We start from the raw sequence: 26,099 nt of genomic DNA, 5'->3' as shown, positions 1-26,099 counted from the left end.
CACGTGGCCATCCGCGTCCTACTGGTCGACGACCAGCCGCTGCTGCGTACCGGTTTCCGGATGATCCTGGAGGCCGAGCAGGATCTCGCGGTCGTCGGCGAGGCCGGTGACGGCCTGCAGGCCCTCGACCAGGTCCGTGCGCTGCAGCCGGACGTCGTGCTGATGGACATCCGCATGCCCCGCATGGACGGCGTGGAGGCGACCCGGCAGATCACCGGTCCGGGCCGGGACGGCCCGGCGAAGGTGCTGGTGCTGACCACGTTCGACCTGGACGAGTACGTGGTGGAGGCGCTGCGGGCCGGTGCCAGTGGCTTCCTGCTCAAGGACGCGCCCGCCAACGAGCTGGTGCAGGCGATCCGGGTCGTCGCGGGCGGGGAGGCCATGCTGGCGCCGAGCATCACGCGCCGCCTGCTGGACAAGTACGCCACGCACCTGCCGTCGGGTGAGGAGCCCGTGCCGCACACCCTGCACACCCTCACGGACCGGGAGGTGGAGGTGCTGAAGCTGGTGGCGCGGGGGCTGTCCAACGCCGAGATCGCGGCCGACCTGTTCGTCAGTGAGACGACCGTGAAGACCCATGTGGGGCACGTGCTCACCAAGTTGGGTCTGCGCGACCGGGTGCAGGCCGCGGTGTACGCGTACGAGAGCGGCCTGGTGCGTCCCGGCGCGCAGTAGCGGGTACGGCGAAGGGCGCCCCTGCCGTTCGGTCAGGGGCGCCCTTCGCGTCGTCCGGCCGTCAGCCCTTGCTGAGTTCCCAGAACCGGAACACGGTCGAGGCGTCCAGGCAGTACTCGAGGCCGTAGACGCCGTCCCGGGCGACGGCGTACTGCTTGGCCTGCCACACCGGCAGGACGGGCAGTTCGGCGGCGACGATGTCCTGGAGCTTGCCGAAGTCCTTGTCGGTGGCGGCGCGGTCGCTCTGCGCGGCCGTGTCGGGGATCAGCGTTCCGGTGATGGTGCGGTTGCTGTAGTTGTTGCTGAGCACGTTGCCCTTGCCGAAGAAGGGCGCCGTGAAGTTGTCGGCGTCCGGGTAGTCGGGCACCCAGCCCTTGACGTAGACGCCGTACTTGCCCTTGGCGATGTCCTTCTCGTACTGGTCGAAGGCGACGGACTTGACGTCGGCGTCGAACAGCCCGCTGGCGTTGAGCTGCCCGGCGATGGCCTTCAGCTCCTCGTCGGTGGCGGGGCCGTAACGGGACGGCGTGGACCACAGGGTGAGCTTGACCTTGCCGGTGATGCCGTCGGCGCGCAGCGCGGCGGCGGCCTTGGCGCGATTGGGGCGGGCGCCGTAGGTGTCGAAGAAGGCGGTGTTGTGGCCCGCGATGCCCGCCGGGATGATCGAGTACAGCGGGGTGGCGGTGCCCTGGTAGATGTCCCTGATGAGGGCGTCGCGGTCGATGAGGTGGGCCATGGCCTTGCGGACGCCGAGCTTGCCCGCGACCGGGTCCTTCACGTTGAAGACCAGGTGCTGGACCTCGGCGCTGTTGCCGTCGACGACGTCGACGCCCTTGCTGCCGTCCTGCTTGTCGAGGTCGGCGATGTCCGCGGCGGTCAGGCCCCGGTAGGCGATGTCGACGTCGCCGTCGAGGAGGGCCTGCTTCAGGGCGGTGCGGTCGCCGTGGAAGAACTTCACGGTGACGCCGGAGTTGCTGACCTCGGCGGTGCCCTTGTAGTTGCCGTTGACGGAGAAGACCGCCTGGTCCTTGTCGAAGGAGTCCAGCGTGTAGGGGCCGGAGCCCACGGCCTTGTGGTCGGTACGCAGGCCGTCGGCGTCGTACTGCCGGTGGTCGACGATGGAGCCGGCGCCGGAGGCTATCTTGCTGGGGAAGGTGGCGTCCGGGACCTTGAGGTGGAAGACGACCGTCCTGGCGTCCGGGGTCTCGACCCTGCCCAGCATGGGGAACATGATGGCGGGGCCCGCGGGATCGTCGATCTTCATGGTGCGGTCGAACGAGAACTTGACGTCCTCGGAGGTGAGGTCGTCACCGTTGCTGAACTTCAGGCCGTCCTTCAGCCGGCACTTGTACACCATGGCCCGGGTGTCGGTGAAGGTGCACTGCTCAGCCAGTTCGGGTTCCGGTTCGGCCGCGCCCTTGGGGAAGCTGAGCAGCGACTGGAAGACGTTGTTGAACAACACCCAGGAGCCGGGGTCGTAGCCGGACGCCGGGTCCGTGGCGAGGACGTCGTCGGACATCCCCATCACCACGGCTGAGCCGGTACCCCCGGAATCGCCGGTCTCCGAGCCGCAGCCGGTCAACAGGCCGGAGGCCAGCCCCACCACGACGGGCAGGACTGGCCACTGGTTGCGCATGTTCACTTGCTTGTGCCTTGTCGTCGGTTCGTCGTCCCGGGGCCACCGTCCTGGTCCCGGATGTCCGGGGCGGGCCGTCCCCGGCCCCGGACGGAGGAGAGACGTCAGCCGCTCGCACCGCGGCTGAGCTCCCACAGCTGGAGGCTCGAGGAGGAGTTGAGGGCATAGGCGACGCCCTTGACGTCGGTGCGGGCTGCGACGTACTGCTTGCCCTGCCACAGCGGAAGGACGGGGACGTCGTCGGCGACGATGTCCTGGATGTCCGTCAGGGTGTTGGAGGCGCCGAGCCGGTCGGCCTCGCGGCGGGACTCCGGGATCAGGTCGCGCTGCACCATGCCGTTGGAGTACGGCGAGCCGAGGAAGTTGTCCTTGTCGAGGAAGGGCGCGAGGAAGTTGTCGGCGTCGGGGAAGTCCGGGAACCAGCCCATGCCGTAGACGTCGTACTCGCCCTTCTTCTCGGCGGGCCGGAAGGTGTCCCAGGGGTGGCCCTTGATGGAGACGTCGAACAGGCCGCTGTTGTTCAGCTGACGCTGCAGGATCTCGAACTCCTGCTTGGTGGCCGAACCGTAGTGGTCGGTGGTGTAGTGCAGGGTCAGCTTCACCGGGGTGGTGATGCCGGCCTTGGCGAGCAGGCTCTTCGCCTTCGCGGCGCTGGGGTTGCCGTACTTGTTGAAGAACGAGTTGGAGTGGCCGGTGATGGTGGCGGGGACGAGCGAGTACAGCGGCTCGGCCTGGGTGCCGTAGACCTTGGAGACGAGTTCGCCGCGGTTGACGACCTGGGCCATGGCCTGGCGTACGGCCTTGGACTTCACGCTGGGCGCCTCGGTGTCGAAGGCCAGGTAGCGGATCTCGAGGCCCGGCATGTCGACCAGGTCGACGTCGCCGTCGCTGACGGCGTCCAGCTTCTTGATCTGCGCGGGCGTCATGGTGCGGGTCATGACGTCGATGTCACCCTTGTCGATCGCGGTGCCCATGGCGTCCGCGTCCTCGAAGGAGCGCAGTTCGACCTGGTCGTTGTTCACCGTCACGTAGCCCTTGTAGGAGGGGTTCTTCGTGAAGGTGGCGCTGACGATCGCGTTGTCCTCGACGTCGGCGTCGAAGGTGTAGGGGCCGGAGCCGTCGACGTCGAAGCCGTCGCGGAGCTTGTCCTTCTCGTAGTCCTTCGGGTTGACGATGCCCGCGACCGGGGTGGACAGCTTGTACGGGAAGGTGGCGTCGGCCGTCTTGAGGTGGAAGATGACCTCGTGCTCGCCCTGCGTCTCGATCGTGTCGATGGTGTTCAGCAGGGCGGAGACGCCGCTGTCGGAGTCGATGCGCAGCGCACGCTCGATGGAGTACTTGACGTCCGACGCGGTCACCGGGTCGCCGCTCGCGAACTGCAGGCCGGAGCGCAGCTTGCAGGCGTAGCGCTCGTTGCCGCTGTCGGTGAAGGTGCAGCTCTCGGCGGCGTCCGGGACGGGGTCGCCCTCACCCTTGGGCTGGCTCATCAGGGTCTGCACGGTCTGGCGCAGGATGTTCCAGGTGCCGACGTCGTAGGCGTAGGCCGGGTCGAGGGGGGCGGGGGCGTCCGTGGTTGCGGTGAACCGGTCGGTGGTGCCGACGACGATGGCGTCGCCGCCGTGGCTCCCGCTCTCGGTCGTGCCGCAGGCGGCGAGGACCGGGGTGAGCAGGCCGGCGACCGCCGGCAGCACCAGAGTCTTGCGGTTCATGCGGGTGTTTCTCCAGAGCTGTTCGTGTCCGTGTACCCGGCATGCATGGGTGGTGCGGCGGATCACGGGGGTGTGCGGCGATGTTCTCGCGATGAGATTAGTCCGCGGGCGCACGGGGGTTCGCGGCCGCGTGAGTTGAGATCCCATCACGCAGTGGAACCGGGTGCGGACACACCGAAAACCCGACAGCGGCAGGATTAGTGCAGCATCCCACCAATCGGGACACAAGCACCTGCCGATTCCGGACCACCGGGCCGGATCAGCACAGCCTGCCAACGTTGTCGAGAGCGCCTGGAGTGGGGAACCTCACACACGCAACTGTGTGGGCAGTCAGTGGAATTCGGCCGCCGCCCGACTCCGTTATTCCGCTCGGACGTACTTCCCTGGAATTCTGGCCAACGTGGCCAATGGTCTTCGCACGCTGGGTGAAGGGCTAGCGCATATCCGTCATCAGGTCCCGCAGAAATGGCAGATCCACCTCTTCCAGGGAGGTGACCACGGTGCGTCCCACGGCCGGGGTGATCGGGGCGACGGAGGGTACGGCGACCACCCGGCAGCCCGCTGCCTCGGCGGCGGCGACGCCGGTCGCGGTGTCCTCGACGACGGCGCACCTGGCCGGGTCCGCGCCGAGCCGTGCGGCGGCGAACAGGTAGGGGTCGGGGAAGGGCTTGGTGCGTGAGATCTCGTCGCCGGCGACGGACAGCTGGAAGTGGTGGGCGCCGAGCACGGCCAGCACGCGGTCGATGATGCGCCGGTGGGACGCGGAGACCAGGGCCGTGGGGATCGCGTGCTCGTGGAGTTCGGCGAGCAGCCGGGCGGCGCCCGGCATCAGCGGCAGGGCGTGGCCGATGCGGTCCTCGAAGCCCTCGTTGAGCAGCACGGCGAGTTCGGCGAGGGTGATGTCGGCGCCGGTGGCCTCGATGAGGAAGCCGGCGCTGCGGGTCATGGGGCCGCCGACCACGACGTGCCGCCAGGACTCGTCCAGGGGGTGGCCGAGGGAGGCGAAGACCTCCACCTCGACGTCCCACCAGAAGCCCTCGGTGTCGACCAGGGTGCCGTCCATGTCGAGGAGCACCGCCTGCAGGGCGGACCCTTCGGCCGTACGGGTTCCGAGCGCGGGGACCGTGCTGGTCATCCTGGCGCACCTCCTTGAGGGACGACCAGGCCGGTTCCGCGCGGGGAACCGGCCTGCAGTGGACCGACCAGTGTACGACTTCGCCGTCCGAAACGCCTGGCCGTACCGGCGCCCAGCCATCTGACGCGCCCCTGGGGGCGCGCCCCCAGGGGCGCGGGGAACCGCGCGACCGGCCCACCACCCACCCGCACCCGCGACACCCGCCGCATACGCGCCCCGGCCACCCCGGAAAACCGTCGCACGCAGCGCACAGCACGACACACCCCCAGGGGCGCGGGGAACTGCGCGACCAGCCCACCACCCACCCGCCCCGCGAAACCCGCGACCCGACGCCGCGTGGGCGCCCCGCCGACCCCCCGGGAGGGCTCAGCGGGCGTTGAAGTACTTGGCCTCCGGGTGGTGGATCACGATGGCGTCCGTGGACTGCTCGGGGTGCAGCTGGAACTCCTCGGACAGCTGGACGCCGATCCGGTCGGGCCTCAGCAGCTCGGCGATCTTGGCGCGGTCCTCCAGGTCGGGGCAGGCGCCGTAGCCGAGGGAGAAGCGGGCGCCCCGGTACTTGAGGGCGAACATGTCCTCGATGGCGGCCGGGTCCTCGCCGGCGAAGCCCAGTTCGGCGCGGACGCGGGCGTGCCAGTACTCGGCGAGGGCCTCGGCCAGCTGGACGGACAGACCGTGCAGTTCGAGGTAGTCGCGGTAGGCGTTGGCCTCGAAGAGCTTGGCGGTCTCCGCGCCGATGCGGGAGCCGACGGTGACGACCTGGAGGCCGACGACGTCCGTCTCGCCCGACTCCTCCGGACGGAAGAAGTCGGCGAGGCAAAGGCGGCGGCCGCGGCGCTGGCGCGGGAAGGTGAAGCGGGTGCGCTCGTTGCCCCGCTCGTCCAGGATGATGAGGTCGTCGTCCTTGGACACGCAGGGGAAGTAGCCGTAGACGACAGCCGCTTCGAGCAGGTTCTCGGTCTGGAGCCGGTCGAGGAGGCCGCGCAGCCGGGGGCGGCCCTCGGTCTCGGCCAGTTCCTCGTACGTCGGCCCCTCGCCGGTGCGGGCCTGCTTGAGCCCCCACTGGCCCTTGAACAGCGCGCCCTCGTCCAGCCAGCTCGCGTACTCCTTGAGCTGGATGCCCTTGATGACGCGGGTGTCCCAGAAGGGCGGGGTGGGCACGGGGTTGTCGGTGGCGACGTCGGAGCGGACGTGGCCCTCCTGCGGGCGCTCCTCGATCTCGACGGCGGCGGCGCGCACCCGGCGCTGCCTGAGTTCGGGCAGCTTGGCGCCGGGCACGCCCCGCTTGACGCCGATGAGGGCGTCCATCAGGCGCAGGCCCTCGAAGGCGTCGCGGGCGTAGCGGACCTCGCCCTGGTAGATCTCGTGCAGGTCCTGCTCGACGTAGGCGCGGGTCAGGGCGGCGCCGCCGAGGATGACCGGGAAGCGGGCGGCGAGGTTGCGCTGGTTCAGCTCCTCCAGGTTCTCCTTCATGATCACCGTGGACTTCACCAGCAGCCCGGACATGCCGATGACGTCGGCCCGGTGCTCCTCGGCGGCGTCCAGGATCGCGGAGACCGGCTGCTTGATACCGAGGTTGACGACGTTGTAGCCGTTGTTGGACAGGATGATGTCGACGAGGTTCTTGCCGATGTCGTGCACGTCGCCGCGCACGGTGGCCAGCACGATGGTGCCCTTGCCCTCGGAGTCCGACTTCTCCATGTGCGGTTCGAGGTGGGCCACCGCCGCCTTCATGACCTCGGCGGACTGCAGGACGAACGGCAGCTGCATCTGGCCGGAGCCGAACAGGTCGCCGACGACCTTCATGCCGTCCAGCAGGGTCTCGTTGACGATGTCGAGTGCCGGGCGGTCCTGAAGCGCCTCGTCCAGGTCCGCCTCCAGGCCGTTGCGCTCGCCGTCGATGATGCGGCGCTTGAGGCGCTCCTCCAGCGGCAGCGCGGCCAGCTCCTCGGCCTTGCCGGCCTTCAGGGACTTCGCCGTGGCGCCCTCGAAGAGCCGCATGAGCTTCTGCAGGGGGTCGTAGCCCTCGGAACGGCGGTCGTGGATCAGGTCGAGGGCCGTGGCGACCTCTTCCTCGCTGAAGCGGGCGATCGGCAGGATCTTCGAGGCGTGCACGATCGCCGAGTCCAGGCCCGCCTTGACGCACTCGTCGAGGAAGACGGAGTTCAGCAGGATGCGGGCGGCCGGGTTCAGGCCGAAGGAGATGTTGGACAGGCCCAGGGTGGTCTGCACGGCCGGGTGCCGCTTCTTCAGCTCGCGGATCGCCTCGATGGTGGCGATGCCGTCCTTGCGGGACTCCTCCTGGCCGGTACAGATGGTGAAGGTCAGGGTGTCGATGAGGATGTCCTCCTCGTGGATGCCCCAGTTCCCGGTGAGGTCGGCGATCAGCCGCTCGGCGATCTCGACCTTCTTCTCGGGTGTGCGGGCCTGGCCCTCCTCGTCGATGGTCAGCGCGATCAGGGCGGCGCCGTGCTCCCTGGCGAGCCGGGTGACCTTGGCGAACCGGGAGTCCGGGCCGTCGCCGTCCTCGTAGTTCACGGAGTTGATCACCGCGCGGCCGCCGAGCTTCTCCAGGCCGGCCCGGATGACGTCGACCTCGGTGGAGTCGAGCACGATCGGGAGGGTGGAGGCGGTGGCGAAGCGGCCGGCCAGTTCCTCCATGTCGGCGACGCCGTCGCGGCCGACGTAGTCGACGCAGAGGTCGAGCATGTGCGCGCCCTCGCGGATCTGGTCCCGGGCCATCTCCACGCAGTCGTCCCAGCGGCCCTCCAGCATGGCCTCGCGGAACTTCTTGGAGCCGTTGGCGTTGGTGCGTTCACCGATGGCCAGGTAGGCGGTGTCCTGGCGGAAGGGGACCGACTGGTAGAGGGAGGCGGCGCCCGCCTCGGGCTGCGGGCGGCGCTCGGGCGGGGTGAGGCCGTGGACCCGCTCGACGACCTGGCGCAGGTGCTCGGGGGTGGTGCCGCAGCAGCCGCCGATCAGGGAGAGGCCGTAGTCCCGGACGAAGTTCTCCTGGGCGTCGGCCAAACCCTCGGGGCCGAGCGGGAAGTGCGCGCCGTCCTTGGTGAGGACGGGCAGGCCCGCGTTGGGCATGCACAGCAGCGGGATGCGGGAGTGCCGGGTGAGGTAGCGCAGGTGCTCGCTCATCTCGGCCGGGCCGGTCGAGCAGTTCAGGCCGATCATGTCGATGCCGAGCGGTTCCAGCGCGGTGAGCGCGGCGCCGATCTCGGAGCCGAGCAGCATGGTGCCGGTGGTCTCGAACGCCATGGACACCAGCAGCGGGACGTCGGCGCCGAGCGCCTCCATGGCCCGGCGGGCGCCGAGCACGGACGCCTTGGTCTGCAGCAGGTCCTGCGTGGTCTCCACGATCAGCGCGTCCGCGCCGCCCGCGAGCAGGCCCTCGGCGTTGGCCTGGAAGCCGTCACGGAGGGTGGGGTAGGGCACGTGGCCGAGGGTGGGCAGCTTGGTGCCGGGGCCGATGGAGCCGAGGACCCAGCGGGGCCGGCCGTCGGAGGCGGTGAACCCGTCGGCCACCTCGCGGGCGATGCGGGCGCCGGCCTCGGACAGCTCGTGCACGCGGTCGGCGATGTCGTACTCGGCCATGGCCGAGTGGTTGGCCCCGAAGGTGTTCGTCTCGACGCAGTCGACGCCCACGGCGAAGTACGCCTCGTGGACGGAGCGGACGATGTCGGGGCGGGTGAGGTTGAGGATCTCGTTGCAGCCCTCTAGGTTCTCGAAGTCCTCGAGGGTCGGCTCCTGGGCCTGGAGCATGGTGCCCATGGCTCCGTCGGCGACGACCACACGGGTGGCGAGCGCCTCTCGGAGCGCGGACGCGCGGGTCCGGCTGTCGGCGGAAGGGGACGTTGGCGACGAGGCCATGAAGGGGCTCCCTGGGATGCGACGGCTGTCGGCTATGCGGTTTCCCCGGACCAGGTGGGGAGGCCGCACGGCGTCAGGGTAACCGGGAGTCCGCCCGGATGGGCACCGGCGTCCACGAGGCGGACGCCGCCGCCCGCACGCCGTGCCGCGCTCCCGTGTGACACAACTGGTGTCGTCCGACTATTGGCGGGGAGTCGACAACGACCGGTAGTGTTCGACATTGCCGAACAGTGTCTAGTGGGCTGTTCGCCAGTGGTCGAAGAAGACGGAGGCAGTACGGCGATGGCACGGAACATCCAGTCGCTCGAACGGGCGGCGGCGATGCTGCGGCTGCTCGCGGGCGGCGAGCGACGGCTCGGCCTCTCGGACATCGCCTCCTCCCTGGGCCTCGCCAAGGGCACCGCCCACGGCATCCTGCGCACCCTCCAGCAGGAGGGGTTCGTCGAACAGGACGACGCCTCGGGGCGCTACCAGCTGGGCGCGGAGCTGCTGCGGCTCGGCACCACGTACCTGGACGTGCACGAACTGCGGGCACGGGCCCTGGTGTGGACCGACGACCTGGCCCGTTCCAGCGGCGAGAGCGTGTACCTGGGCGTCCTGCACCAGCAGGGCGTCCTGATCGTGCACCACGTCTTCCGGCCGGACGACAGCCGGCAGGTCCTGGAGATAGGGGCCATGCAGCCCCTGCACTCCACGGCGCTCGGCAAGGTGCTGTCGGCCTACGACCCGGTGGCGCACAGCGAGGCCATGGAGGCCGACAGGAAGCCCTTCACGGACCGCACCGTGTGCGAGCCGGAGGACTTCGAGCACCTTCTCGACGTCACGCGCGCGCGTGGGTACGCGGCGGACGTGGAGGAGACCTGGGAGGGCGTGGCCTCCGTCGCCGCCCCCATCCACGACCGGCGCCGCATGCCCGTGGGCGCGGTCGGCATCACGGGCGCGGTGGAGCGGCTGTGCCGCGACGGTGAACTGCGCCCCGAACTGATCGCCGCGGTGCGGGACTGCGCCCGCGCGGTGTCCCGGGACCTGGGCGCCGGGCGGTTCTGAACGGGCGGGCAATCCGCCTCTGACCAGCGGTGATTCACCGGTTGACGACCGGGACGCGAGCGGCGTTCCGGTTCTCGCCATACCCTGAAATGGACATATCGGGCGAGAGGATACGTCCATGGAGGTAAGAGCGATAAGCGTCGGCGATCAATAACGATCCTGTTTTCGATAACAGAACCCTTGACGCATGCGTAACGCCGCAGCAAGACTCCCGTCCATCGGTCGGCATTGTCGAACACCTACCGGCAATACGCGTTAGAGTGTGACAACGCCAAGGGCCAGCTCATCGCTCTCACCCCCGAGGGCGCCAGACCCCCGGAGGGACCCGGGGTTCGGCTACCCCTGGACGAAGGACAAAGGAGTCGCGGGTGTCCAGCTCCGACATCTTCATCGGCGAGACCATCGGTACCGCCATACTCATCCTGCTCGGCGGCGGCGTCTGCGCCGCTGTGACCCTGAAGGCCTCCAAGGCCCGTAACGCCGGCTGGCTGGCCATCACCTTCGGGTGGGGCTTCGCCGTGCTGACGGCCGTCTACACCTCGGCGCCGCTGTCCGGCGCCCACCTGAACCCGGCCGTGACGCTCGCGCTCGCGATCAAGGACAAGGACTTCAGCAACCTGCCCACCTACATCGGCGGCCAGCTCCTGGGCGCCATGATCGGCGCCACGCTGGTCTGGGTGGCCTACTACGGCCAGTTCCACGCGCACCTCACCGACAAGGAGATCGTCGGCGGCCCGGGTGCGCAGGCCACCACGGCCAAGGCCGTCGAGGCACAGGAGCAGGGCGCCGGCCCGGTCCTGGGCGTCTTCTCCACCGGTCCGGAGATCCGGAACGCTGTGCAGAACCTCGCGACGGAGATCATCGGCACCATCGTGCTGGTGCTCGCCGTCCTCACGCAGGGCCTGAACGACAAGGGCAACGGCCTGGGCCCCCTGGGCGCCCTGATCACCGCGCTCGTGGTCGTCTCCATCGGCCTCTCCCTCGGCGGCCCCACGGGCTACGCGATCAACCCGGCCCGTGACCTGGGCCCGCGCATCGTGCACGCCCTGCTGCCCCTGCCCAACAAGGGCGGTTCCGACTGGAGCTACGCCTGGATCCCGGTGGTCGGTCCGCTGATCGGCGCCGCGATCGCCGCAGGCATCTACAACGTCGCCTTCGCTTAAGAAGCAGCCTTCGCGCACCGAGTCTTCGAGCACGCGCCGTAAGCACAGCCCCATCACCACGGAATCCTTCAGGAGCACACAGTGACCGACGCCCACACCACAGGCCCGTTCATCGCGGCCATCGACCAGGGCACCACTTCCTCGCGCTGCATCGTCTTCGACCGCGACGGCCGGATCGTCGCCGTCGACCAGAAGGAGCACGAGCAGATCTTCCCGAAGCCGGGCTGGGTCGAGCACAACGCCAACGAGATCTGGACCAACGTCCAGGAGGTCGTCGCGGGAGCCGTCGCGAAGGCCGGCATCACCCGGGACGACATCAAGGCCATCGGCATCACCAACCAGCGCGAGACCACCGTGCTGTGGGACAAGAACACCGGTGAGCCCGTCTACAACGCCATCGTCTGGCAGGACACCCGCACCGACGCCCTGTGCCGGGAACTGGGCCGCAACGTCGGCCAGGACCGGTTCCGCCGCGAGACCGGTCTGCCGCTGGCCTCGTACTTCGCCGGTCCGAAGGCCCGCTGGCTGCTCGACAACGTCGACGGCCTCCAGGAGCGCGCCGAGGCGGGCGACATCCTCTTCGGCACCATGGACACCTGGGTCATCTGGAACCTGACCGGCGGTGTCAACGGCGGCAAGCACTACACCGACGTCACCAACGCCTCCCGCACCCTTCTCATGAACCTGCACACGATGCAGTGGGACGACAAGATCGCCGAGTCCATCGGCGTCCCGCTGGCGATGCTGCCCGAGATCCGCTCCTCCGCCGAGGTCTACGGCGAGATCCAGGGCGGCAAGCTCGGCGAGCTGCTCGGCGGCATCCCGGTGGCCTCCGCGCTCGGCGACCAGCAGGCGGCCCTGTTCGGCCAGTGCTGCTTCTCCGAGGGCGAGACCAAGTCCACCTACGGCACCGGCACCTTCATGGTGATGAACACCGGTGACAAGATCATCAACTCCTACGCCGGTCTGCTGACCACGGTCGGTTACAAGATCGGCGACCAGCCGACGGTCTTCGCCCTCGAGGGCTCGATCGCCGTCACCGGCTCCCTGGTCCAGTGGATGCGCGACCAGATGGGCCTGATCTCCACCGCCGCCGAGATCGAGACGCTCGCGCTCTCGGTCGAGGACAACGGCGGCGCCTACTTCGTGCCGGCCTTCTCCGGTCTGTTCGCCCCGCACTGGCGTTCCGACGCCCGCGGTGTGATCGCCGGCCTGACCCGGTACGTGACCAAGGCGCACCTGGCCCGTGCCGTCCTGGAGGCCACCGCCTGGCAGACGCGGGAGATCGCCGACGCCATGGTCAAGGACTCCGGCGACGAGCTGGTGACCCTCAAGGTCGACGGCGGCATGACCGCGAACAACCTGCTGATGCAGACGCTCTCCGACGTCCTCGACGCACCCGTGGTGCGCCCGATGGTCGCCGAGACGACCTGCCTCGGCGCCGCCTACGCCGCCGGCCTCGCCGTCGGCTTCTGGTCCAGCACCGACGAACTGCGCGCCAACTGGCGCCGGGCCGCCGAGTGGACCCCCCGCATGGACGCGGAGACCCGCGACCGTGAGTACAAGAACTGGCTCAAGGCCGTCGAGCGGACCATGGGCTGGCTCGACGACGAGAGCTGAGCGGATTCCCAACCGGCTCAGACAGCTCTGACGAGGAGTAAGTACCCGAAATGACCAGTCAGTCCACCCTGCAGACCGTGCCTGCCCTCGGGACGCACCCGGCCTCCGGCTCCACCCCGAGCCGGGCCGAGACCAGGGAGCAGCTCTCCAAGGCGTCGTACGACCTTCTTGTGATCGGCGGCGGCATCCTGGGCATCTCCACCGCCTGGCACGCCGCGCAGTCCGGGCTCAGGGTGGCGCTGGTCGACGCCGGCGACTTCGCCGGCGCCACCTCCTCCGCCTCCTCCAAGCTGCTCCACGGCGGTCTGCGCTACCTGCAGACCGGCGCGGTGAAGCTGGTGGCGGAGAACCACTTCGAGCGCCGTGCGGTCTCCCGTCAGGTGGCCCCCCACCTGGCGAACCCGCTCACCTTCTACCTCCCCGTGTACAAGGGCGGGCCGCACGGCGCGGCGAAGCTCGGCGCGGGCGTCTTCGCCTACTCCGCGCTCTCCGCGTTCGGTGACGGCGTGGGCCACCTGCTCTCCCCCGCCAAGGCGGCGCAGGACGTGCCCGAGCTGCGCACCGAGAACCTCAAGGCCGTGGCCGTGTACGGCGACGACCAGATGAACGACGCGCGCATGGCGCTGATGACGGTCCGCGCGGCCGTCGAGGCGGGCGCGGTCGTCCTCAACCACGCCGAGGTCTCCGGCCTGCGTTTCACCAAGGGCCGGGTCACCGGCGCCGAACTGCGCGACCGGCTCTCCGGCGAGGAGTTCGGGGTCAACGCCCGCCTGGTGCTGAACGCCACCGGTCCCTGGGTCGACCACCTGCGCCGCATGGAGGACCCGGACGCCGCGCCGTCCATCCGCCTGTCGAAGGGCGCGCACCTGGTCCTGAAGCGCACCTCCCCGTGGAAGGCGGCGCTCGCGACCCCGATCGACAAGTACCGCATCACCTTCGCCCTCCCCTGGGAGGACATGCTGCTGCTCGGCACCACCGACGAGGAGTTCGAGGGCGACCCGGCGGACGTGTCCGTCAACGACAACGACATAGCCCAGATACTGGACGAGGCCGCGTTCTCCGTCCGGGACCAGCAGCTCAAGCGGGAACTGATCACCTACGCGTTCGCCGGCCTGCGCGTGCTGCCCGGCGGCCCCGGCGACACCGCCAAGGCCAAGCGCGAGACCGTCGTCACCGAGGGCAAGGGCGGCATGCTGTCCGTCGCGGGCGGCAAGTGGACCACGTTCCGGCACATCGGCCGTACGGTGATGCAGAAGCTGGAGTCGCTGCCGGGCCACCCGCTCGGTGACGACTTCGAGCCGATCTCCTCGCTGCCGAAGAAGCTGCCGCTGCCGGGCATCGCCAACCCGCGCGCGGTCGCCCACCGTCTGCTGACCGACCGCCCGGCGCCCGGCCCGCGGATGGCCGCCGACACCGCCAGGCACCTGGCCACGCACTACGGCTCGCTGGCGTTCGACATCGCCCGTCTGGCGAACGAGGACGCGGCCCTGGCCGAGCGGGTCCACCCCGACGCCCCGGAGATCTGGGCGCAGGTGGTCTGGGCACGTGACCACGAGTGGGCCGAGACGACGGACGACGTGCTGCGCCGCCGGACGACGCTGACCATCCGGGGCCTGGCCACGGACGAGGTCCGCGCCAAGGTGCAGGACCTGCTCGACAAGAAGTAGCCCGCGCGGCGGCCGGCCTCCCCTGACCAGGACCGGCACCGCCGACGCGCCGGACCCCGCCGCACCGGGTCCGGACCCCGGGAGGGGCGGTTCCACTCCGGTGGAGCCGCCCCTTCCGCCTGTCGGGGGCCGGACCGGGGACGGGCGCCCGGGACTTCCGGCGGGCCCGGGGGTGTTCCGGGCCGGCCGGCGGGGCAGTGATCCGGGCATCCCCGTCCCAGGGGGCTGCGGGCCCACCCGCCGGACGCCGTAAGGTTGGTGGGTCAAGCGAGGGCACGTCGGAAGGAGGCACTGGGTGATCGAGCTGGAGGGGGTTCCCGAGCTGATCGACCCAGTCATGGTGGCCGCGTTCGAGGGCTGGAACGATGCCGGTGACGCCGCCTCCACGGCGGTCGCGCACCTGGAACGCGAGTTCAAGGGCGAGGTCTTCGCGGCGCTGGACGCCGAGGACTACTACGACTTCCAGGTCAACCGCCCCACGGTGTTCATGGACGGCGGGGTGCGCAAGATCACCTGGCCGACGACGAGGCTGTCGGTGGTCCGGGTCGGCGGTGACAAGCCGCGCGACCTCGTGCTGGTCCGCGGGATCGAACCGTCCATGCGCTGGCGGTCGTTCTGCAACGAGCTGCTCGGCTTCGCGCACGAGCTGGGCGTGGAGCTGGTGGTCGTCCTGGGCGCCCTGCTCGGGGACACCCCGCACACGCGTCCGGTGCCGGTCAGCGGGGTCACGTCCGACCGTGACCTGGCCGGCCGGATGGACCTGGAGGAGACCAAGTACGAGGGCCCGACGGGCATCGTCGGCGTTCTGCAGGAGGCGTGCACCCATGCCGGGGTCCCGGCGGTGTCGCTGTGGGCGGCCGTGCCGCACTACGTATCGCAGCCGCCCAACCCGAAGGCCACCCTGGCGCTGCTGAACCGCCTGGAGGATCTGCTGGACCTGCGCATCCCGCAGGGCGAGCTGCCCGAGGACGCGCGGGCCTGGCAGGTGGGCGTGGACCAGCTGGCCGCCGAGGACAGCGAGGTCGCCGAGTACGTCCAGACGCTGGAGGAGGCCCGGGACACCGCCGAGCTGCCGGAGGCTTCGGGCGAGGCGATCGCCCGCGAGTTCGAGCGGTACCTGCGGCGCCGGGACGTCGGCCCGCCGGGCGGGCACGCCACGGCGGACGGCGGGGACGGCGGCCCCTACCGCCGGGACGCCCCGGGCGGCAGGTCGCGGCCGAAGCCGCCCAAGCCGGACGCCTCCGGCGGTCCGGAGGGCGACGACGGCGAGGGCACCCCGGAGGACTGAGGGTCCCTCGCGGCACGGAAGAAGGGGCGGTTCCCGCAGCGGGGACCGCCCCTTCGGTCTGTCCTGGAGAGCTACGCCCGGCGGCGCTAGAGAGCCACGCCCAGCAGCGCGTCCACGGCCCGCGTGACCAGGCCCGGCGCGGCGGTGTCCGTGCCACCCTCCGCGTCCTGGCGCGCCGCCCAGCGGTCGACGGCGGCGAGTGCGGCCGGCGCGTCCAGGTCGTTCGCCAGCGCCTCGCGGATCTCCTCCACGAGCGTGTCCGCGGACGGCCCGTCGGGCCGGGAGACGGCCGCGCGCCAGCGGCCGAGCCGGGCGACGGCGTCCTGAAGGACCTGGTCGGTCCACTCCCAGTCGGCACGGTAGTGGTGGGCGAGCAGCGTCAGGCGGACGGCGGCGGGGTCGACGCCGTCGCGGCGCAGCCGCGAGACGAAGACCAGGTTGCCCTTGGACTTGGACATCTTCTCGCCGTGCAGGGCGACCATGCCCGCGTGCACGTACGCCTTGGCCATGGGGAACTCGCCGGTGAGCACCTGGGCGTGCGAGGCGCCCATCTCGTGGTGCGGGAAGGCCAGGTCGGAGCCGCCGCCCTGGACGTCGAAGCCCATGCCGAGGTGGTCCAGGGCGATGGCCACGCACTCGATGTGCCAGCCGGGCCGGCCCCGGCCGAGGGTGCCGCCGTCCCAGCTGGGCTCGCCCTCGCGGGCCGCCATCCACAGCATCGGGTCCAGCGGGTTCTTCTTGCCCGGGCGGTCCGGGTCGCCGCCGCGCTCGGCGGACAGCAGCCGCATGGCGGCCGCGTCGAGGTTCGAGACCTGACCGAAGTGCGGGTCGGCCTCGACCGAGAAGTAGACGTCGCCCTCCAGCTCGTAGGCGGCGCCGAGTTCGCGCAGTCGTTCCACGAGCGGGACGATGCCGGGTATCGCCTCGACGGCGCCTATGTAGTGCCGGGGCGGGAGCATCCGCAGGGCGGTCATGTCCTCGCGGAAGAGGGCCGTCTCCTTCTCGGCGAGGGCGACCCAGTCGACGCCGTCCCGCTCCGCGCGCTCCAGCAGCGGGTCGTCGACGTCGGTGACGTTCTGGACGTAGTGGACCTGCCGCTTGGTGTCGAGCCACACGCGCTGAACGAGGTCGAACGCGTTGTAGGTCGCCGCGTGACCCATGTGGGTCGCGTCGTACGGCGTGATGCCGCAGACGTAGATACGGGCGACGGGACCGGGGTCGAGGGTGACGAGGCCGCCGGTCGCGGTGTCGTGGATCCTCAGGTCGCGGCCCTGACCAGGCAGGGCGGGGACCTCGGAAGCGGGCCAGGCATGCATGTACATGAGCCTAACCCGGCCACGGGCCGCCCGGACGAACGGGATCGCGCCCGTGGCCGGTAAGGCGTTCTTGTGTTTCCGGCCGCTGTGTGCTCACGCGGGCGGCGCGCTCACACCGGCGGCCAGGGGATGGCGGGCCACCGGCCGCCCGGCTCCGGGTGCAGGCCGGATGCGAGCAGCGCGTCGACCCGCGCGCGCGTGGCGTCGATCTCGGCCGCCGTGAGGAGCGCGGTCAGCCGTTCCCCCAGAGCTCCGCCGAGGGCTTCGCGCAGCCCTTCGAGGACGTCGAGGGCCTCGGGCGTGAGCGGTTCCCCGGCCCAACCCCACAGCAGTGTGCGCAGCTTGTCGTCGACGTTGAAGGTGACGCCGTGGTCGATGCCGTAGAGCCGCCCGCCGGCGGTGGGCAGCAGGTGGCCGCCCTTGCGGTCGGCGTTGTTGATCACCGCGTCGAGCACGGCCAGCCGGCGCAGCCGCTCGTCGTCGGCGTGCACGAGGAGCGCGGTGCGCCCCTCGCCGACCTCGGCGAACCCGATGGCCTTCCAGCCCGGCCCCGGCTCCTCGCCGTCCACCAGGGCGAGCAGCTCCGCCTCGGCCCCGGCGTCGATCCACAGCTGGCACATGCCCTCGCCGTAGGGCCCGTCACGGAGCACGGTCGGCGGGACGAGCCCCCAGCCGGCGGCCTCGGAGACCTCGTAGGCGGCCACCTCCCGGCCCGCGAGGGTGCCGTCGGGGAAATCCCACAGGGGACGCTCGCCGGCGACCGGCTTGTACACGCAGGCGGCTTCCCGGCCGTCGTGGGCGACCGTGCAGAACAGCGCCGCGTTGGACGCCTCGCGGATCCGGCCGCGCACGCTCAGCTCGCCCCGGGCGAGCAGTTCGGCGGCGGCCGCGTCGGCCGTCGCGTCGGCGGCCGTCAGGCCCCGCGGCGGTATCCGTTCTGGCGCGGACATACGTGTCCTTCCGGATCGAGCGGGAGGCTGCACAGCGGGCACGGCGGCCGCCCGGCGTTGACGACGTCGAGGGCGCGCTTGGCGAAGGCCCGGGCCTGCGCGCCGGTCAGCCGGACCCGCAGCATCGGGGGCCCGTTCTCCTCGTCCTGGAGCAGCCGCTCCTCGGCCTCGGCGAGGTCCTCCTCGGTGTCGGCGTCCAGCTCGACGAGGGCCTGGGCCTCGACGATCATGCGCTCGTCCTCGCCGTCCCAGGCCAGGGCCATGGTGCCGACCCGGAACTCCTCCTCGATGGGTGTCTGGAGCGGGCCGGTGTCGGAAACCTCCGAGGGCGTCATGGCGGGGACGGCGGCACTGCCGCCACTGCGCCGTACGACCTCGTCGAGCAGCTCGTCCATGCGCTCGGCGAGCGCGGCGACCTGGGTCTTCTCCAGGACCACGCTGGTCACCCGGGGGCCTGCGGTGGCCTGGAGGAAGAACGTACGGCGCCCGGGCAGTCCGACCGTGCCGGCCACGAAGCGGTCCGGCTGGTCGTAGAGGAACACCTGACGGGACACGTCCTGTCTCCATTGGATTCGAGAGTTTCAGCGGTACGGGCCATGCGGACACGTCGACTGGTGGACCGCTTCACCCTACTGCGGGCGGCGATCACGGTGCGCCCGCACCACCCCCGACCGGTGCGTCGCCCTCGCCCGGGTCCTCGCGCGGGGCGAGCGAGGCGAAGTCCCCGGTGTCGCCGAGGCGGACGACGAACGGCCGCAGGCGCGTGTAACGGATGGCGGTGATGGAACACGGTTCGACGGCGATCCGCTGGAAGAGGTCGAGATGCAGCCCGAGGGCGTCCGCGACGAGGGACTTGATGATGTCACCGTGGGAGCACATGAGGTAGACGGCGTCGGCGCCGTGCTCGCGCTCCACGCGCGCGTTCCACTCGCGTACGGCCTCGGCGGCGCGGGTCTGCATGGCCCGCATGGACTCGCCGCCCGGGAAGGCGGCGGCCGACGGGTGGGCCTGGACGATCTCCATCAACGGCTCGTCCTTCAGTTCGGCGAGCTTGCGGCCCGTCCAGTCGCCGTAGTCGCACTCGCCGATCCGGTCGTCGGTGTGGACGCGCAGCTCCGGGCGGGCCTCCAGCAGCGGGCGCACGGTCTCCTGGCAGCGCTGGAGCGGGCTGACGACGGCCTCGCACAGGGGCAGTCCCGCGAGCCGGCCGGGCAGCGCGGCGGCCTGCGCGGCGCCGCGCTCGTCGAGGGCGACGCCCGGTGTCCGCCCGGCGAGCAGGCCGGAGGTGTTGGCTGTGGAACGTCCGTGCCTTACGAGGATGAGCGTGGGCATGCGGCAAGGGTAGGTGCTCACCGGCGTGCGGCGGTGGGCGGGCGGAAGGGAGGATGCTCCGCGTGATCGTGGACTGCGCCATCTACCGGCACGGGCTCCGTACCGAGGGCCCGGAGGACCTGTCCGACGCGCTCGACGAGGCCCGGGCGGCGGGCGGCTTCGCGTGGATCGGGCTGCACGAGCCCTCGGAGCGGGAGTTCGACCTGGTCACCAGGGAGTTCGGGCTGCATCCGCTGGCCGTGGAGGACGCGCTCAAGGCACATCAGCGGCCCAAGCTGGAGGTGTACGACGACTCGCTGTTCCTGGTGCTCAAGCCGGTGGTGTACGAGCCGGCCGGCGACACCGTCTCGACCGGCGAGATCATGATCTTCATCGGGGACTGCTTCGTGGTGACCGTCCGCCACGGCGAGGGCTCGCCGCTGGCGTCGGTGCGGCGCCGGCTGGAGCAGGAGCCCGAGATGCTGGACAAGGGTCCGACCTCGGTGCTGTACGCGATCTCCGACGCGGTCGTCGACCACTACCTGGAGGTGGCGACGGAGCTGCAGACCGATCTGGAGGAGCTGGAGGCGGAGGTGTTCCAGCCGGACACCGGCGGCTCGCGCAACACCGCGTCGCGCATCTACACCTTCAAGCGCCAGGTGCTGGAGTTCCGCCGGGCCACCGGGCCGCTGACGCTGCCGATGACGCGGCTGGCCGGCCCAGGCGCGCTCGGCGGCGGGGTGCCGTTCGTCGACGACAAGGCGCGACCCTTCTTCCGCGACGTGAGCGACCACCTCGCGCGCGTGAACGAGTCCGTGGAGGCCCTGGACCGGCTGGTGTCGGACATCCTGTCGGCCCACCTCGCGCAGATGAGCGTGCGGCAGAACGACGACATGCGGAAGATCTCCGCGTGGGCGGCGATGGCGGCGGTCCCCACGATGCTCGCGGGGATCTACGGCATGAACTTCGACCACATGCCGGAGCTGCACTGGCTGTGGTCGTACCCGGCGGTGATCGCGGCGATGGCGGTTCTGGAAGTACTGCTCTACCGCCTGTTCAAGCGGCGCGGCTGGATGTGACCGCCTAGACGAACTCGGGGGCCGTCGTGGCGGGTCCGCCGAGGGCGTTGCGGCGTGCGGGCATGCTGAGGCTGACCATGCGGCGCCAGCCGGCGAGGCGTTCACCGGCGTACACGGCGTGGATGCCGGCGGCGAGCAGTGCCGATCTGGCCTTCGGCCAGCCGAGGATGCGGCCCATGCGGGCCGTCACCGCCAGGCTGACGTCCCGGTGGACGCGGATCTCGGCGAGCGCGCACGCGCGCAGGGTGCGCTGGATCAGCCGGCCGTGCCCGGCGGCGGCGAGGCGGAGCAGCTCCTCGTGGGTGTAGGCGAGGTGGTTGTCCTCGTCGTCCGAGATCCGGCGGACGGCCCTGCCGAGTTCGGGGTGGCCGGCGAAGTGCCTGAGGAGCAGCCGCATCTGCTCGGCGGCACGCTGTTCGGTGACCCTGCTGTGCGCGAGGTAGACGATGATGTCGTGCTCGGTGAGCGGTTCGTCGCGGCGGAGCCTGTCGTGGGCGAGGCCGATGCCGAGGCGTTCCAGGAGCATGGTGTAGTCGGTCTCCGGCGGGACGGGGACCGGGGTGAGCCCGCGCTTCCGCAGCAGCGCGGTGAAGATGCGGCCGTGCTTGTCCTCGTCCGCTCCGTGGCGGGCGATCTTGGGCGCGAGCGCGCGTTCGCCCGGCGGCACCAGCGCGGCGATGCGTGCGTTCTCCCAACCGCCCTGGGACTCCCCGGCGGCGGCGATGGAGCAGAAGAGCCGGAAGGCCTCGTCGTCGTCGATGATCTCCTGGAACAGACTCCTGGCCGAAAGCATGGCGGACACCTCTCTGCTCGACCCCGCGCAGAACGAGTCAAATGCGGGCACAAGGGAGCCGCAACAAGGGTGTCGGCCGATTCGGCCGGAAGAAGGAGCACCGGGGTCGTAACCGCGCGGCACCGGGCGCGTTGTTCCCGGTGACGGCCGTGGCGGGGAAGACCCCCGAGCCCCCACCACGGCCGCGGAAACGTCCTCCTGGAATGCGCTTACGCCTAGGCGAGCCCGGCGCGCTCCAGTGCCTCGGTGCCCGCCCGCAGGGAGGCGATCCGCTCGTCGAGCGTGAAGCCGGCGGGGGCGAGGCTGAGGGTGGTGACCCCGGCGGCGGCGTAGGCCTTCATCCGGTCGGCGATGCGGTCGACGGATCCCAGCAGCGCGGTCTTGTCGATGAGGTCCTGCGGGACCGCGGCGGCGGCGCCCTGCTTGTCCCCGGACAGGTACTTCTGCTGGATCTCGGCGGCCTCCTTCGCGTATCCCATGCGCTGCGCGAGCTGGTTGTAGAAGTTCTGCTTGGCGCTGCCCATCCCGCCGACGTACAGCGCGGTGTAGGGGCGGAAGGTGTCCGCGAGGCGGGCCACGTCCTTGTCCTCGCCGACGGCGAGCGGCAGGGTCGGGCACACGTCGAAGCCGTCGAGGGTCTTGCCGGCCTTCTCCCGGCCCGCGCGCAGGTACTTGAGGGTGGTGTCCTCCAGGTGTTCGGCGGCCGGGAAGATCAGCAGGGCGCCGTCGGCGATCTCGCCGGTCTGCTCGAGGTTCCTGGGGCCGATCGCGGCGATGTACAGCGGGATGTGCTCGCGCTGGGGGTGCACGGTGAGCTTGATCGGCTTGCCCGGGCCGCCGGGCAGCGGCAGCGTCCAGTGCTCGCCCTCGTACGTCAGCCGCTCCCGGGTCATCGCGCGGCGCACGATCTCCACGTACTCGCGGGTGCGGGCCAGCGGCTTGTCGAACTTGACGCCGTACCAGCCCTCGGAGACCTGCGGACCGGAGACGCCGAGGCCGAGCCGGAAGCGGCCGCCGGACAGCGAGTCCAGCGTGGCCGCGGTCATCGCGGTCATCGCGGGCTGGCGGGCCGGGATCTGGAAGATGGCCGAGCCGACGTCGATGCGCTCGGTCTGCGCCGCGACCCAGCTGAGCACCGTGGCCGCGTCGGAGCCGTACGCCTCGGCGGCCCAGCACACGGAGTAGCCCAGCCGGTCGGCCTCCTGGGCCACGGCCAGATTGTCCCCGTCCATTCCGGCACCCCAGTAGCCGAGGTTGATCCCGAGCTGCATGCGCGATTCCCCTTACCGATGAGTAACGTCCGTTGGCGGTGACCTTAGCGCGGGGCGGCGCGGGGCGGCAGACGCCGTTGTCCACAGGCAACCCACCGCACCTGGTCCGGCCAGTAATCTCGCCCGCATGGAGCAGAGGCATCTCGGCCGTACCGGCCTGCGCGTGTCCAGGATCGGACTCGGCACCCTCACCTGGGGCCGGGACACCGACGAGCACGACGCCGCGGACATGCTGAAGGCGTTCTGGGAGGCCGGCGGAACCCTCGTCGACACCGCGGACGTGTACGGCGACGGAGGGGCGGAGTACCTGCTCGGGCAGCTCGTCGAGGGCCTGGTGCCGCGCCGGGACCTGGTCATCTCCACGAAGGCGGGCAGCGTGCCCGACCCCGACCGCCGCTTCGACGGCTCCCGCGGCCATCTGCTCGCCGCGCTCGACGCGTCCCTGGCCCGGCTGGGCACGGACTACGTCGACCTGTGGCAGATCCACGCCTACGATCCCGGAACCCCGCTGGAGGAGTCGCTCCAGGCCCTCGACCTGGCGGTGAGCAGCGGACGTGCCCGCTACGCGGGCGTCTCCAACTTCTGCGGCTGGCAGCTCGCGAAGGCGGCGACCTGGCAGCTCGCCGCCCCGGGTTCCCGCACCCGGCTGGCCGGCACGCAGATGGAGTACTCGCTGCTCCAGCGGGGCGTGGAGCGCGAGGTGCTGCCCGCCGCGCTCGACCTCGGGGTCGGCCTGCTGCCCTCCTCCCCGCTCGGCCGGGGCGTGCTGACCGGCAAGTACCGGCACGCCACTCCCGCCGACTCGCGCGGTGCCTCCGAGCACCTGGCACCGTTCGTCGAGCCCTACCTGGACGACACGGCGACGCGCATCGTGGACGCGGTGACGACGGCCGCCGACGGGCTCGCGGTCACCCCGCTCCAGGTGGCCCTCGCCTGGGTCCGGGACCGGCCGGGCGTGGCCGCGCCGATCGTCGGCGCGCGCACCGCGCAGCAGCTCACGGCGGCGTTGTCAGTGGAGGCCCTTAGTCTTCCTGACGAGATCTGCCGGGCGCTCGACGACGTGTCGGCGCCGGTGCACCGCTATCCCGATCACGACTGGAGCACGCTGTGAGCACGGAGCCGGAGACCACGGAGGAAGCCGGGCCGGGGACGCCGGACACCCCGGAGGCCGCGGGAGCACGGCCGTCCGGCGAAGAAGGCCGTGCGGGCGACGACGGCACGGCGCGGGCGGCGCGGGGCGCCGAGGACGGCGGCGGTGCGGCGCAGGCCGCCGAGGAGTCGGGGGGCGCGCACGGCGGCGGTACGGCACGGGAGGCGGCGGCCGGGACCGGGGATGCCGAGGACACGGGCGGTGACGGCGGTCCGGCAAGCGCTGCCGCGAAGACCGTGGGCGACGACGACGGCGACGACGGTGACGGTGACGGTGCGGCGCGGGGCGCTGCGGCGGGCGAGGGGGATGCGGCCGGTCCGTCCGAGGCGGAGGCCGAGCTGGCCGCGCAGCGGGTCGAGCGGGAGCGGATCGAACGCCGCAAGGCCGAGCGGAAGGGCCCGATCGCGAGCGGTGCCAAGCTCAGCGGCACGGCCGCCGACCTGCTGGCCGCGGTACGGGCCGTGGAGAGCGGTGCTAAGCCGGCGGCGACGGTCTTCGCCGAGCCCGCGCCGGCCCCGCGCCGCCCGGCCCCGGAGCCCGCACGGCGCCCGCGGCCGGTCCAGGCCCCCGCCGGGCCCGGCGGACCCGCGGCGCACACCGTGGAGGCGGTGCGTCGGGTGCTGGTCGAGGGCGGCGCGCCCGAGGCCCTGGCCCTCCAGGTGGCCGTGTCCCTGGGCGAGGGCGCCGACAGCGCGCTCAGGGACGATCCGTGGCAGTTGCTCCGGGTCGGCGGCGTGCGGCCCGAACAGGCCGACGGCTTCGCGCGGGCGCTGCTCGGCGCCGCCTGCGGGCCGGACGACGAGCGGCGGGGCCGGGCCATGACGGTCCGGCTGCTGGAGCAGGCCGCCGTGGCGGGGCACACCGCGCTCGAACTGCCGGCGCTCACCGCGGCACTGGGGCGGCAGGGCGTGCCCGACCCGGACGCGGCGGTGCAGAGCGCGCTCGCGGAGGGCGAGGCCCTGGTGTTCCAGGACGCGCTGGACGAGACCGGCGCCCCTGCCGCCCGGGAGGCCGCCGAGAACACCGGGGACACAGGGGACACCGGGGACACCGGGGACACCGGGGACACCGAGGAGGACGGGGACGCCGAGCGGCCGGTCCGGGTCCTGGTGGGCCTGGAGCGGTACGCGCTCGCGGAGGAGAGCCTCGCCGACGGCCTGGCCCGGCTGGTGAGCTCGCTGTCCGAAGGGGCCGGGCAGGCCTGGGAGGCGGCCGCGCGGGAGCTGTCGGGCGGTGCTGCCGAGCTGGCCCGGGCGGTCGCCGGGCACGGCCTGGTGCTGCACACCGGCGGGGAGGCGGCCCGCGCCGAACCGGCCGCGCTGCTCGCCGCCGCGCGCGCCGCCGGGCTGCGCGCCTTCGCCGCCTGCCACACGCCCGACGGACGGCACCGCCTCGCGGCACTGCTCGGCGGCGGGCAGCCGGCGGAGACCGCGGAGCACGGTGTGGGCACGGTCGCCGGTCTCCTGTCCGGCGCCGAGGGCCCCGGGCGGGACGCGGACGGGGCCCTGGACCTCGATCTGCTGATCGTGCTGGACGCGCCCCAGCTGGACGTGGAGAGCGCCGCGATGCTGGCCGAGTCGCTTCCCGACGGAGCCCGGCTGGTGTTCAGCGGTGACCCGGCGGTGCTGTGGTCGGCCGGGCCGGGCCGCGTCTTCGCGGACCTCCTCGCCGCCCGCGTCTGCCCCCGGACCGCTTCCCGCGTGCCCGATCCAGGGCCGATCGGCGAGCTGGTCTCCGGTGTCGCCGTCGGTGAGCTGAACCAGGTGGACGCACCGGGCAAGGAGATCGTCATCGTCCCGGTGCGGGATGCGGGCGAGGCCGTGCACCGCACGGCGCAGCTGGTCGCGGACTCGGTGCCGCGGGCGATCGGCATCCCGGCCGAGCAGACCGTGGTGATCACCCCGGGTCACGGCGGTGCCGCGGGCACCCGCGCCCTGAACGCCACCCTGAAGGAGCGCCTCAACCCCGGCCCCGGCCGCTTCGGCGGCTTCGACCCCGGAGACCGGATCGCCTACTCCCCCGCGCCCGGCCGGTCGGTGCCGGGGACGGTGGTGCGGGCCGACGCGGACGGCTTGCACCTGACCTGCGCCGGCGTTCCCGTCGTCGTGCCGCAGGAGCGGGTGGAGGGCTGTGTGCGGCACGGCTGGGCGCTGACCGCGCACCAGGCGGTGGGCGCCCGCTGGCCCGCGGCGGTCGTGGTGCTGCCCGGCGACGCCCCGCAGGCGCTCAGCAGGCCCTGGGTGTACACCGCGTTCGGGCGGGCGGAACGGCACCTGTCCGTGGTCCACGGGGTGGAGCAGGCGCTGCCGAGGGCGGTCGCCGAGATCGCGGCCAAGCCCCGCACGACACGGCTGCAGACGCTGCTGCGGGCCCAGGTGGCCACGGCGGCCGGCTGACGGTAGCGGTGCCG

19 protein-coding genes are annotated in these 26,099 nt (G+C 71.7%); 9 read left to right on the top strand and 10 right to left on the bottom strand.

Going from position 1 to position 26,099, the window contains the following annotated elements:
• The first annotated feature begins 3 nt into the window (after positions 1-3).
• Positions 4-675: a response regulator gene (locus tag IE177_RS13865; protein ID WP_190015619.1), complete on the top strand. Its 672-nt coding sequence runs from the start codon at positions 4-6 to the stop codon at positions 673-675.
• Between the two features lie 61 nt (positions 676-736).
• Here the strand turns inward: IE177_RS13865 and IE177_RS13860 are convergent, their stop codons facing one another.
• The 4 genes from IE177_RS13860 to metH form a co-directional block, all read right to left on the bottom strand.
• Positions 737-2,317: an ABC transporter substrate-binding protein gene (locus tag IE177_RS13860; RefSeq protein WP_190015618.1), complete on the bottom strand. Its 1,581-nt coding sequence runs from the start codon at positions 2,315-2,317 to the stop codon at positions 737-739.
• A 98-nt stretch (positions 2,318-2,415) separates the two neighbouring features.
• Positions 2,416-4,020 (bottom strand): ABC transporter substrate-binding protein, encoded by a 1,605-nt coding sequence (locus tag IE177_RS13855; protein WP_190015617.1) that lies wholly within the window; start codon positions 4,018-4,020, stop codon positions 2,416-2,418.
• Positions 4,021-4,453: 433 nt separating this feature from the next.
• The gene (locus tag IE177_RS13850; protein WP_190015616.1) at positions 4,454-5,155 is read right to left on the bottom strand and encodes an HAD family hydrolase; all 702 of its coding nucleotides are present in this window, start codon (positions 5,153-5,155) and stop codon (positions 4,454-4,456) included.
• Between the two features lie 366 nt (positions 5,156-5,521).
• Entirely contained in the window at positions 5,522-9,034 is a 3,513-nt protein-coding gene (gene metH / locus IE177_RS13845; RefSeq protein WP_190015615.1) for a methionine synthase, read from the bottom strand.
• Positions 9,035-9,316: 282 nt separating this feature from the next.
• Here metH and IE177_RS13840 point away from each other — a divergent pair, with 282 nt between their 5' ends.
• From IE177_RS13840 to IE177_RS13820, 5 genes are all read left to right on the top strand, one after another.
• On the top strand, positions 9,317-10,081 hold the full coding sequence (locus tag IE177_RS13840; protein ID WP_190015614.1) for an IclR family transcriptional regulator: 765 nt from the start codon (positions 9,317-9,319) through the stop codon (positions 10,079-10,081).
• A 368-nt stretch (positions 10,082-10,449) separates the two neighbouring features.
• Positions 10,450-11,244 carry an MIP/aquaporin family protein gene (locus tag IE177_RS13835; RefSeq protein WP_190015613.1) on the top strand — a complete coding sequence of 265 codons (795 nt, stop codon included), beginning with the start codon at positions 10,450-10,452 and terminating at the stop codon, positions 11,242-11,244.
• Positions 11,245-11,325: 81 nt separating this feature from the next.
• Positions 11,326-12,864 (top strand): glycerol kinase GlpK, encoded by a 1,539-nt coding sequence (glpK, locus tag IE177_RS13830; protein WP_190015612.1) that lies wholly within the window; start codon positions 11,326-11,328, stop codon positions 12,862-12,864.
• Between the two features lie 50 nt (positions 12,865-12,914).
• Positions 12,915-14,531 (top strand): glycerol-3-phosphate dehydrogenase/oxidase, encoded by a 1,617-nt coding sequence (locus IE177_RS13825; protein ID WP_190015611.1) that lies wholly within the window; start codon positions 12,915-12,917, stop codon positions 14,529-14,531.
• Between the two features lie 295 nt (positions 14,532-14,826).
• Positions 14,827-15,819: a PAC2 family protein gene (locus IE177_RS13820; protein WP_190015610.1), complete on the top strand. Its 993-nt coding sequence runs from the start codon at positions 14,827-14,829 to the stop codon at positions 15,817-15,819.
• Positions 15,820-15,905: 86 nt separating this feature from the next.
• On the opposite strand, the gene mshC is transcribed toward IE177_RS13820, so the two are convergent.
• From mshC to IE177_RS13800, 4 genes are all read right to left on the bottom strand, one after another.
• Positions 15,906-17,135 (bottom strand): cysteine--1-D-myo-inosityl 2-amino-2-deoxy-alpha-D-glucopyranoside ligase, encoded by a 1,230-nt coding sequence (gene mshC / locus IE177_RS13815; RefSeq protein WP_190015609.1) that lies wholly within the window; start codon positions 17,133-17,135, stop codon positions 15,906-15,908.
• 110 nt (positions 17,136-17,245) lie between these two features.
• A complete protein-coding gene (locus IE177_RS13810) occupies positions 17,246-18,085 on the bottom strand; it encodes an SCO1664 family protein (RefSeq protein WP_190015608.1) in 840 nt (279 codons plus the stop codon).
• Positions 18,049-18,639 carry a DUF3090 domain-containing protein gene (locus IE177_RS13805; protein WP_190015607.1) on the bottom strand — a complete coding sequence of 197 codons (591 nt, stop codon included), beginning with the start codon at positions 18,637-18,639 and terminating at the stop codon, positions 18,049-18,051. The genes IE177_RS13810 and IE177_RS13805 overlap by 37 nt, the downstream gene beginning before the upstream one ends.
• A gap of 91 nt (positions 18,640-18,730) precedes the next feature.
• Complete coding sequence (locus IE177_RS13800) at positions 18,731-19,417, bottom strand: histidine phosphatase family protein (protein WP_190015606.1); 687 nt, start codon at positions 19,415-19,417, stop codon at positions 18,731-18,733.
• A 62-nt stretch (positions 19,418-19,479) separates the two neighbouring features.
• On the opposite strand from IE177_RS13800, the gene corA reads away from it, so the two are divergent.
• On the top strand, positions 19,480-20,475 hold the full coding sequence (corA, locus tag IE177_RS13795; RefSeq protein WP_190015605.1) for a magnesium/cobalt transporter CorA: 996 nt from the start codon (positions 19,480-19,482) through the stop codon (positions 20,473-20,475).
• A gap of 4 nt (positions 20,476-20,479) precedes the next feature.
• Here the strand turns inward: corA and IE177_RS13790 are convergent, their stop codons facing one another.
• A complete protein-coding gene (locus IE177_RS13790; RefSeq protein ID WP_190015604.1) occupies positions 20,480-21,268 on the bottom strand; it encodes a ferritin-like domain-containing protein in 789 nt (262 codons plus the stop codon).
• Positions 21,269-21,483: 215 nt separating this feature from the next.
• A complete protein-coding gene (locus IE177_RS13785) occupies positions 21,484-22,539 on the bottom strand; it encodes an LLM class F420-dependent oxidoreductase (RefSeq protein WP_190015603.1) in 1,056 nt (351 codons plus the stop codon).
• Positions 22,540-22,666: 127 nt separating this feature from the next.
• Between IE177_RS13785 and IE177_RS13780 the strand changes: the two genes are divergently transcribed.
• On the top strand, positions 22,667-23,650 hold the full coding sequence (locus tag IE177_RS13780; RefSeq protein ID WP_190015602.1) for an aldo/keto reductase: 984 nt from the start codon (positions 22,667-22,669) through the stop codon (positions 23,648-23,650).
• On the top strand, positions 23,647-26,085 hold the full coding sequence (locus IE177_RS13775) for a helix-hairpin-helix domain-containing protein (protein ID WP_190015601.1): 2,439 nt from the start codon (positions 23,647-23,649) through the stop codon (positions 26,083-26,085). The genes IE177_RS13780 and IE177_RS13775 overlap by 4 nt, the downstream gene beginning before the upstream one ends.
• Positions 26,086-26,099: the final 14 nt, after the last annotated feature.

The organism is Streptomyces lucensis JCM 4490 (genome assembly GCF_014650035.1).
Taxonomy (GTDB): domain Bacteria; phylum Actinomycetota; class Actinomycetes; order Streptomycetales; family Streptomycetaceae; genus Streptomyces; species Streptomyces lucensis.
This window is presented reverse-complemented; position numbering and strand designations above follow the sequence as displayed.